We start from the raw sequence: 9,683 nt of genomic DNA on the forward strand, positions 1-9,683 counted from the left end.
GCCCAGGTACGAGGCCGGCGGGGACGGCGGAGTTGCTCAGCTGAGGGGTGCCCAGAACTGGGAGTTCGAGCTGCTGTACTGGTTGAGGACCACGGCGGAGCCCACGGCGGGGCTCGTCCGGTCGAGAGCCAGGCTGCCCATCGGGTGGGTGATCCTCAGCGTTCCGTTGCTCTTGGTGACCTTCCACTTCTGGTCGCTGTTGGCGGGGTCGTATGCCTTGACGATGACCGTGCTGCCCACGTTCACGGGGGAGGGGAGGGTGAGGGCGAGCGGCTGGGGGCAGCCGTCGGTGATCCGCACGGTGCCGTCTGCGTTCGCGTCGATCCTCCAGCGCTGCCAGCTGCGGGTGGCGTCGAGGGTGCCGAGGCTGGTGCTGGAGCCGCTGGGGGCGGTGCACGAGCCGTTCACCTCCAGCGCCAGGCCGCTGCCGTCGGTGAGGCTGTGGTACTTGCCGTCGCCGACGATGGTGGGCCCGTAGTCGATGGTGTGCGGGTTCAGCTTCCCGAGCGCCGTGCTGTCGGTGGACAGGGGCGGATTCGCCGCCGGGCGGGTGGTGTTGAAGTAGGCGGAGAAGGTCATGGGCTTCTGCGCGGTGATCGCGGTGATGCTCGCGTTCCAGTTGGTGTCGACGGTGCGCCAGAGGTCGAGGAGGGAGCCGGCGACATTGCCCTCCACCACGTCGCCGACGCCCCATCCGTCGCCGTAGGTGAAGTTGGTGCTGTTCCCGTCGCCCCAGACGGTGCGGGAGTCGCCGAGTACGTAGGCGGCGGAGGCGGTGGCGAAGCCCTCCGACCAGGCGCACCCGTCCGAGCTCGCGTACCAGACGTAGTGGGGTTGGCAGTTGACGCCGGACGGCATCAATCCGTTGTACATGCGGTGCATGAGGAAGTGGCTGGCCTCGTGCAGGATGACGTGCTCGGAGTCGGCGTCGGCGCCGTAGAGAAAGGCGCTGTTGGAGCCGGGGTCGTACGCCGCAGAGCCGGAGGCGTCCACCCAGTAGACCGTGAGCGGGGTGCAGGCTTGGCTGTTCGTCTCGTTGGTGGACCAGCAGAGGCTATTGGGGTTGTTGCGGTTCGACCACAGGAGGTAGATGGTGTCGAGGATGTGCCAGGCCCTGGACGTGGAGGCCGGGGGCTTGGCTGTGCCGATGTTCCTGTTGCCGGTGACGTTGGAAAGGGCCGGCAACTGCATGGTGTAGATCTGGTTGCTGTTGTCGGCGACCCACCACAGATTGCTGACGGAGGCCCATGCCTTCACCCACACGGTGCTCAGCGAGGTGGTCGTGGTGGGCGTGTAGCAGAGGTTGTAGCTGCCGTCGGCGGCGGTGTGCCCCACGACGTTCAGTGCGTGCGGCGAGTCGGTGCTCTTCTCTGCGCCCCACAACTCGACGACGGCGTAGCGCAGCGGCTTGGTGCGAGTGGGCTTGGCCGTTCCGTCCTCGGCGGACTGGTAGTCGTACTGGATCGCGCCGCTGATGCAGATCGGGGTCGCCGCCCGCGCGGCGGTGGCCGTGAGCGGGACAGCGGCCACGGCGGCGACGAGGGCCACGGCCAGGGCAACGGCTCGGAACGACAGCCGCAGTCGGATGGTCAAGATGATTCCTCCCGGTTGTGTCCAGCTGAAAGCGCTGTGCACCCCGGCGCGGGAGATGGCGGCGGTTCGAGGCCGCGCCCGACACCGGGACGCGCCAAAGCTGCTCGCCATCAACCGGACTGGGCGGTTCCCAATGGTCAACGGCGAGGTCACCTCCTGGCAGGGCGCGTGACCGAGCGCGCGGAAGCGCAGTGGTAGTGAATGAACGTCATGTACATGCGCCCGGTCTCGCCCCGGCGGAGCCGAGGAGCATCGGGGCGCTGGCTGATGTCGGGGCTGCGCGCCGCCCCGCCGGCCGCACTCCGGCTACCCTTGCTCGCGCACGAGCCGTCTGATTGTGGGCCGGGCGTGATGCGGAGCCGATGGAGCCTGCCATGCGCCGCACGTTCACGATCAACACTGAGCCGCACGTCGCCGAGATCGGTGACGTCGAACTTCTCTTCCAGCCCGAGGTGATGGGCGATAAGTTCCCGGACGCCTACACGAAGCTGCGCAGGACACTAGGTGTACGGCAGCCGCCAGCGGACCCGCCGCCCCGGCGGCCGCTGCTGGCCCTGGGATGGGGATCAGGTGTTCAGCGGATGTGGGCGATGCCGGGACACCGCGAGGCCTGGCCCCACGGTCTTCGGTGCCGTCGGAGACGGATAGCCTCCGGCGGGAACGGGTGGCTGATGGGAGTGGACGTGGACATCGAGGAGATGTTGGACCGGCTTGCCGCGGTGATCGGGCCGCCACCTGCGGACGGAGTGGTTCCGGTCCCGTGGGAGCTGGGGCCCCAGGCACTTGGTTTCCAGCTGCCCGCGGACTTTCGGGCGTTCGCCGACCGGTACGGGATGGTCAGCATCAGCGACGAGCTGAACGTCTACACACCATCGGCAGCGCCCAGTCCCGAGACCGGGCAGCCGCTCGGCTTCGAGGGGTTCCTGTACTTCACGACGGAACCCTACGGATACTGTGCCGTGCTGGCCCAAGCCTACCGGGACGGGGACTTCGACGAGTGCCCGTATCCGCTGTTCCCGGCCGAGGGCGGGCTTCTGCAGTGGGGCAACAACTGGAACTCCGACTACTTTTTCTGGCTGATGCGGGGCCCGGACCCGGACCGGTGGCCGGTCGCTGCCAAGTTCGACTCGAGGCGGGACTGGGACCTGTTCGAGGGCGGCCCACGGGAAGATCTCTTCGGCGCTTGACGTCGAGTTCCGACACACGCGCGTCAGACGCTGCTCCACCCTACTTGCGGTGATGCGCAGTTGCCCGGCGATTGAGAGATCGGTGCAGTCCATCACGGCCAGCGCGGGGACCCGTTGTTCGGAGCCGGTGAGGGAGGTGGCGCCGCCCGCATCGGGGCCGGGGGCGGGGGATGATGGGGGTCCGGCACAAGGCGGTGGGGTGTGCCGGGATGCGTGGTGGGGCAGGGGGTGTTGCGTGGAGATCATGGCCGGTACGGGGCTGGTGGGCAGGGCGTGGCCGGAGCTGGTGCCGGGCCGGTGTCCGGTGCTGGTGGTACCTGCCGCGGCAAGGCGCCCGGTGGCGGCGGGGCAGGGGTGGGCCCACGACGCGGGCGTCCTGGAGGGGGATCCGGCCCCGGGCTGGTCCGCGTTCGCGGCTGCACCGGGCCTGACGGTGCGTCGGCCTGACGGCGAGGCCTGGTTCGACGGGGAACTCGCGGCCGGGCGCGAGTGGTGGCGGGCCCTGCAACTGCTGGAGGTCCGACACCGCGCCCACGCCCGCGTCGAGGACCGCATCCGCTGCGGCAAGACCACCGGATTCGGCCGCTTCCCTTCGCGCTACTTCGCCATCAACGCCGCCTGGCTCGACCTGCTCGCCTGGACCCAAGCCCTCCTGCTGGACGGAGAGTTGGCGACCGCTGAGCCGAAGGAACTCCGCTACCGGCTGCTGCACGCCGCCGCGCGCATAACCCGCGGCGCCCGCCGACTGTACCTGCAGATGGCCGCCACCTGGCCCTGGCGCCACGATCTCGCGACCGCCTTCACCCGCCTGCTGGCCCTGCCCCGGCTCGTCGCCTGAACCGGCACGACCACCTTGCCCACCCGCGACCCGAGGACCCTGGAGACACCGGCCGCGCGTCGGGCACTCGGCATACCCAGCACCCGCACCTTGACCCTCGGACCACTGCCAAGGCCACCAGCCCAGCTCAGCCGGACCCAACTGAAAGGTGGAGGCTAGAGCAATGCGGCTGACGGATGTGTAAGTGACTGGTCATCAGCAGTGCGAGTTGATGCGGTCATTGAAACGTAACATTGCACATGTTACGTTTCACATGGCTGAGGGGGGTGTCATGCAGTCAGGCTCAAGGGCAAGTGCGGTGGTCGGCCTGGCGCCGGTGCTGTACGTGACGCACACGCTCGAGTTCTGGGAACTGCTGCTGATCGCGGCGGCTCACGGGGCGTTGTCGGAGGTCTACGAGACCGCGCTGTTGCCGACGATTGCCGGGCCCGAGCAATTGGTCCAGATCAACGGGTGATTGGCGTCAGGATGGTCCGCTGCCGAGATGGCGGGGCCAGCGCTGGCCGGCGTGCTGTCCAAAGCGATGGCCGCGCCGGTGGCTCTGATCGGCGACGCCCTGTCTCATCTTGCATCGCTCGCCTCGTTGCTCGCTCTGCGGATCCGTTGGACCGAGGACGCGAACACGGCGGAGGGCGGGAAGAACGAGGGCGAGTCGGTCGGCTACTTCGCGTCCATCGGGCGTGGGTTCGCAGTACTGCGGGACCTGCCGGTCAGGACGCTGGGCCTCGGCGGCGCGGCGTTCATCGCGTTCGGCGGGGTGTGCGAGTCGTTCAAGCCGGTGTTCGCGCTGCGGGTGCTCGGGATGTCCCTGGTGGTCCTGTGTTGTGCGATGACGTTCGGGCTGTCGGGCGGGGTGATCGCGGTGGCGGGTTTGCGGGTGCTGGTGGCTGTTGTTGGTCGGTGCGGTGGGTCAGCTCCTGGTCGGGCTCGCGCTCGGCATCCTGCGAGGGTGGCTGCCGAAGATCCCCCCACCCCGGTCATGCGGGCGGCAGCGTCGGTGGTCGGCACGGCCTGACCGCGAGCGGTTTGACCGGTGCGAGCCGCCCGCGTGGTGCGGTGGCATCGCGTCCAGTTCCATGCCTTTGCGCGGTTCTGGGTGTCCGCCCCGCGACGTGGGGCGGAGTATCCCGACAACAGCCTGGAAGGAAAGGAGGTTCCGATGAACGAGGAGACCATCAACGACGTCGCCAATCTGGCGGTGGTATGGTCAGCCAGCTGCCGTGAACTGACGGCCCATCAACTAAATGACTGGAATGCGCAGTCGATTCACGCCGAACCGAACAAGCGTTTCGCCGACGATCGGTGACACCGCTTCGCTGCGAATCAAAGGGCGAGCCATGGCACAGACGTGGAATTTCCCGCATTGGCAGGACTCCCACGGCGACATGCCGATCGCACTGGGCGGGGATCTCTCCCTGGAGACGATGCTGAAGGCCTATCGCGGTGGTGTCTTCCCGTTCCCGCCGAGCAACGAGCACTGGGCGGACTGGAGCGAGGAGCAGTGGGGCGCCGCTCTCGACGAAGGGCGGATACCGGTGCTGTCGCCCACCGAACCCCGGTTCGCCCTCCAGCGGTGGGCGCCCGGCCGGCGCGCGGTGCTCACGCCCGCGACCGCGCGGCTCGGCAGCACGTACCGCCGCAAACTGCTACGCACCGACTGGACCACCACCCTCGACACGGTACCGGCCACGGTGGTCGAGCGCTGCGGCCCCGGCCGCGGCAAGGAGACCTGGCTCTCCCGGGACCTGGCCGACGCGTTCCTGCGGCTCGCCGGTGCCGGCGTCCTGCACACCGTCGAGGTCTGGGATGAGGAGGGCGAGTTGATCGGCGGGATGTTCGGCGTACTCACCGGCACCGTGCTCTCCGTCGAATCCGGCTTCCGCACCCAGGACAACGTGGTGAAGGTCGCGCTGCTCGACGCCCTGGACCGGCTCACCACGGCCGGCGGGCAACTGCTGGACGTTCAGATACTCAGTCCGCACCTGGCGGCGATCGGCGCCCAGGAGATCCCGAAGGCCGACTTCCACACCTTCCTGGAGGCGGGTCTTGGCACGACGATCGAGCTGCCGACCGAGAGGCTCCCGGTCCGTCGGCTGCTGAAGGCCCCCGAGGGCCCGTGATGCCACCTCGCCGGCACCGGGAGGGTTCCGGGCCGACTCCCTGATAGGCAGGAAAACCGGTTCGGCTGACCGCCGCCACCTGACAGCATCGAAGCCCGCATCCCAGCGGGCCACACCCAAGCGGGCATCGCCCGAGGAAAGGACGTACCGACGTGGCACTTGGCAACTCCGAGGCCGACTGGGTCTCCCGATTCGCGGACGAGGTCATCGCCGAGTCGGAGCGTCGCGCACCTGGCAGGGCGGTGGTGGTAGCCTCCGGCCTGAGCCCCTCCGGCCCCGTTCACCTTGGGAACCTGCGCGAGGTGATGACCCCGCACCTGGTGGCCGACGAGATCCGTCGGCGCGGAGTCGCCTGCGAGCACCTCCTCTCGTGGGACGACTACGACCGGTTCCGAAAGGTGCCGGCCGGGATCGACCCCGCCTGGGCAGAGCACATCGGCAAGCCGCTGACCTCCGTGCCCGCGCCTCCCGGCAGCAGCTACCCGAACTGGGCCGAGCACTTCAAGGCACCGATGGTCGAGGCGCTCGACCGGCTCGGTGTCGAGTACCGCGCCGTCAGCCAGACCGAGCAGTACCGCTCCGGCGCGTACCGCAAGCAGATCCTGCTCGCCATGCGTGAGCGCGGGCGCATCTACGCCGTCCTCGACGGGTTCCGCACCAAGGACCGGTCGGCGTCCGCGGCCGGGGAACGGCGGCCCGGCGCCGCCGGGCCCGTCTGCGGCGAGGGTGAGCAGGAAGCTGCGGCGGGCTCCGGCGCCGCGGCGGAGGAGGACGGCACGACCGCTGCCGGCTACTTCCCGTACAAGCCCTACTGCTCGGTCTGCGAGCGCGACCTCACCACCGTCACCGGCTATGACGACGCGACCACCACGCTCGACTACGGCTGTGCCTGCGGGCACCGCGAGACGGTCCGGCTCGCAGAGCACGACCGGGGCAAGCTGGTCTGGAAGGTCGACTGGCCGATGCGCTGGGCGTACGAGGGCGTGGTCTTCGAGCCCTCGGGCGTGGACCACCAGTCCCCGGGCTCTTCCTTCGTCGTCGGTGGCAGTCTGGTCCAGGAGATCTTCGGCGGTCGGCAGCCGATCGGCCCGATGTACGCCTTCGTCGGCATCAGCGGCATGGCGAAGATGTCGAGCTCGAAGGGCGGGGTGCCGACCGCCGCCGACGCGCTGAGGATCATGGAGGAGCCGCTGCTGCGCTGGCTGTACGCGCGGCGCAAGCCGCAGCAGTCCTTCACCGTCGCCTTCGACCAGGAGATCCAGCGCCTCTACGACGAGTGGGACGCGCTGGAGCGCAAGGTGCAGGACGGCACGGCGGGCGTGGCCGACCGATTCGCGCACGACCGGGCCGTACGCACCGCCGGGCGCGAACTGCCCCGCACCGGGCGCCCGCTGCCGTACCGGATGCTTGCCTCCGTCGCCGACATCACCGCCGGCGACCCGGCGCAGACCCTGCGGATCCTCGGCGAAGCGGACCCGGAGTGCCCGGTGGCCTCCCTGGACGAGCTGAGGCCCAGGCTGGACCGTGCCCAGTACTGGATCGAGCACCACGTGCCCGAGGAACAGCGCACCCGGCTGCGGACGGAGCCCGATCGGGACCTGCTGGCCGGGCTCGACGCGGCCGAGCGGGAGTCGCTGAAGCTACTGCTAGACGGGCTGGACGAGCACTGGTCGCTGGAAGCGCTCTCGCACTGGGTCTACGCGGTGCCCAAGCTGCGGGCCGGCCTGCCGGCCGACGCCAAGGCGACGCCCGAGCTGAAGGTCGTCCAGCGGGCGTTCTTCGCGCTGGTCTACCGGCTGCTGGTCGGCGGGGGCACCGGGCCGCGGCTGCCCACCCTGCTGCTGGCGACGGGTGCGGACCGGGTCCGCACCCTTCTCGGCGGCTGACCCGGCCGGGGCCCGGTGGCGTGCGGCGCTCCGGATCCGCGCCGGTCATCGGGCGGACACGGGGCCGCCGCCCGACTACCCTCGGACGGCCCCGTAGGAGGGATTTGGCGATGTCGGAGCTGGCACGCGCGTATGGCTGGATCGTACAGAACGGGGAATACTGCCCGCCCGACCTTGCGACCCTGGCCGGACACCTGGTGAGGACACCGGACACAACCGCGGAACTGGTCCGCGGACTGCTGGAGCTGCGGCTGCTGCACCCGGCGCCGGGCCGTCCCGGGGTCCTGCTGCCCAGCAGTCCGCAGACCGCGATGGCGGAGTTCGCCCACCCGATCGAGGCGGAGATCAAGGAGCGCCACCAGCGCCTGGAGCAGCGGAAGTCGCGACTGCTCCCGCTCAGTTCGGTCTACTTCGAGGGGCGCAAGGCCCGCAATGTGCGGGAGTCCTTCGATGTCGTCACGGACGTGGATCGGGTCCGCGCCGTGCTCGCCCAGGCGGCCAGGGCCTGTGCGGTCGAGGTGTTCAGCGCCCACCCCGGAGTGTTCTCCGAGCAGGCGGTGGAGAGCTCGCTGCCGCAGGACCTCGAACTGCTGCGCCGCGGAGTGCGGATGCGCACCCTCTACCAGCACCCGGTCCGCACCAACCGTCCGATGCGCGAGCTGATCGGGACGCTAACCGCCGAGGGCTGCGAGGTGCGGACCTGCGAGGAGATCCACGACCGCACGGTGATTTTCGATCGAGAGACCGCCTTCATCCCGAACCGGTTCGGGGACCCGGGAGCGGTGGTCATACGGGAGCCCTCGGTGGTCGACCTTCTCTACCGCGGTCTGGAGCAGCTCTGGGCCGCCGCCACTGCCTGCCCGGAGGACGCCCGGCCGGCCCGGACCACCGACGTCCTGGACGAGGAAATCAAACGGGCGATCGTGCGGATGCTCGCGGACGGCGCCCGGGACGAGACCATCGCCCGTCGGCTTGGCGTCTCGCTCAGGACCTGCCGACGCCACATCGCGGAGGTGATGGAGCGGCTGGACGCCTCCAGCCGCTTCCAGGCTGGGGTGCGGGCCGCGGACGTCGGCTGGCTGGGGCGGGGCGATGCCGGGCAGCAGCGGGTCGGAGTCTGATGCCGGGCGCGGGGCCTCGTGCCGGCGCCACGACGTGGGCGCTGCGGCATCCGCGCTCCGGGTGGGGCTCCCCGGCTCGGCCGACCGGGCAGCGGAGCCCCGCCGGGGCCGCTCGGCCCCGACCCGGCCCGGGCAGGGTCAGCCCAGCCACACCGGGCCCCAGGCCACCGCCTGCGGGCCCAGCAGGCTGTCCGAGGTCATCCGGATCCCCAGCAGGCGGAGCCGGTGCGGGCGCAGAAAGTCCAGGACGGCCCCGGCCAGCCGCGGCAGGTCCGCACCGCCGTACCTGGTCAGGAGCCTGGTGGCGGACGGGGGCTGTCGGCACAGCACCCCGGACGGCTCCGGCTGGGCCAGCGCCCACTGGGCCCGCGTGGCCGCGTACCCGAGCGCTTCCTGTGGGCTCGCGCCCCACTCCGCCGCCAGCAGCCGCCGGGTGTCGGGGTGCACCACCCTGGCGATCGCCCAGCCGTCCGCCAGCCCCGGGACGACGTGCAGACCGGCCAGGCCTGGCAGGGTTGCCTCCCGGCCCGGCCGGGACCGGAAGGACCGTAGTGCCCGCTGCTTCGCCAGGCCGCCGAGCGGCACCGCCTGACGGGCCAGCAGCGCGAGGGCGCCGTCGAGCAGCCAGCACAGCTCGGAAGGCCCGGCCGCGCCGACCGCGCCGCGCGGGCTCGGTGCTCCGGCCGGGTGACCGGCGGCCGACAGCCCGCGCAGTCCGCCGAGCACAGCGGCGAGCAGAGCCTCGGCGGGAGTGCCGCCCCAGCCGGTGACGGCCGGGACGACGGAGCCAACACAGACCAGCACTGTCAACGTGACCGGATCCCCGACGGCGGACCCGTGGGCGGATGGGTCGCCGAGGCGGCGGTCGGTTCGGCCGAAATCGGCGGGCCTGCCGCTGCTTGGCCCGAAACGGCCGCCCGGCGCGTCGGCACCAGGAC

The 9,683-nt window shown here is 70.6% G+C and carries 9 protein-coding genes and 1 pseudogene; 8 read left to right on the plus strand and 2 right to left on the minus strand.

What is annotated here, in order from left to right; genetic code table 11:
* Positions 1 to 36: 36 nt before the first annotated feature.
* Positions 37 to 1,593 carry an RICIN domain-containing protein gene (locus ACFU7Y_RS32160; RefSeq protein WP_224281767.1) on the minus strand — a complete coding sequence of 519 codons (1,557 nt, stop codon included), beginning with the start codon at positions 1,591 to 1,593 and terminating at the stop codon, positions 37 to 39.
* A gap of 374 nt (positions 1,594 to 1,967) precedes the next feature.
* On the opposite strand from ACFU7Y_RS32160, the gene ACFU7Y_RS32165 reads away from it, so the two are divergent.
* The 8 genes and pseudogenes from ACFU7Y_RS32165 (at position 1,968) to ACFU7Y_RS32200 (ending at position 8,745) form a co-directional block, all read left to right on the plus strand.
* Complete coding sequence (locus ACFU7Y_RS32165; protein WP_380770497.1) at positions 1,968 to 2,780, plus strand: hypothetical protein; 813 nt, start codon at positions 1,968 to 1,970, stop codon at positions 2,778 to 2,780.
* Positions 2,781 to 3,279: 499 nt separating this feature from the next.
* Positions 3,280 to 3,618, plus strand: a pseudogene (locus ACFU7Y_RS32170) (transposase); the annotation flags it as partial.
* A 298-nt stretch (positions 3,619 to 3,916) separates the two neighbouring features.
* Positions 3,917 to 4,075 carry a hypothetical protein gene (locus ACFU7Y_RS32175; RefSeq protein ID WP_224281769.1) on the plus strand — a complete coding sequence of 53 codons (159 nt, stop codon included), beginning with the start codon at positions 3,917 to 3,919 and terminating at the stop codon, positions 4,073 to 4,075.
* A gap of 27 nt (positions 4,076 to 4,102) precedes the next feature.
* Positions 4,103 to 4,633, plus strand: coding sequence for a hypothetical protein (locus tag ACFU7Y_RS32180; RefSeq protein WP_380770499.1), 531 nt, complete (start codon positions 4,103 to 4,105; stop codon positions 4,631 to 4,633).
* A gap of 144 nt (positions 4,634 to 4,777) precedes the next feature.
* Positions 4,778 to 4,924: a hypothetical protein gene (locus ACFU7Y_RS32185; RefSeq protein WP_380770500.1), complete on the plus strand. Its 147-nt coding sequence runs from the start codon at positions 4,778 to 4,780 to the stop codon at positions 4,922 to 4,924.
* Positions 4,925 to 5,003: 79 nt separating this feature from the next.
* Entirely contained in the window at positions 5,004 to 5,738 is a 735-nt protein-coding gene (locus ACFU7Y_RS32190) for a leucyl/phenylalanyl-tRNA--protein transferase (protein WP_224281773.1), read from the plus strand.
* Positions 5,739 to 5,890: 152 nt separating this feature from the next.
* Complete coding sequence (gene lysS, locus ACFU7Y_RS32195) at positions 5,891 to 7,624, plus strand: lysine--tRNA ligase (RefSeq protein WP_224281775.1); 1,734 nt, start codon at positions 5,891 to 5,893, stop codon at positions 7,622 to 7,624.
* Positions 7,625 to 7,821: 197 nt separating this feature from the next.
* Positions 7,822 to 8,745 carry a helix-turn-helix transcriptional regulator gene (locus ACFU7Y_RS32200; protein WP_224281777.1) on the plus strand — a complete coding sequence of 308 codons (924 nt, stop codon included), beginning with the start codon at positions 7,822 to 7,824 and terminating at the stop codon, positions 8,743 to 8,745.
* Positions 8,746 to 8,883: 138 nt separating this feature from the next.
* Here ACFU7Y_RS32200 and ACFU7Y_RS32205 read toward each other — a convergent pair whose 3' ends face one another.
* Positions 8,884 to 9,555 carry a hypothetical protein gene (locus tag ACFU7Y_RS32205; RefSeq protein WP_380770502.1) on the minus strand — a complete coding sequence of 224 codons (672 nt, stop codon included), beginning with the start codon at positions 9,553 to 9,555 and terminating at the stop codon, positions 8,884 to 8,886.
* Positions 9,556 to 9,683: the final 128 nt, after the last annotated feature.

It is taken from the genome of Kitasatospora sp. NPDC057542 (genome assembly GCF_042801945.1).
Classification (GTDB): Bacteria; Actinomycetota; Actinomycetes; order Streptomycetales; family Streptomycetaceae; genus Kitasatospora.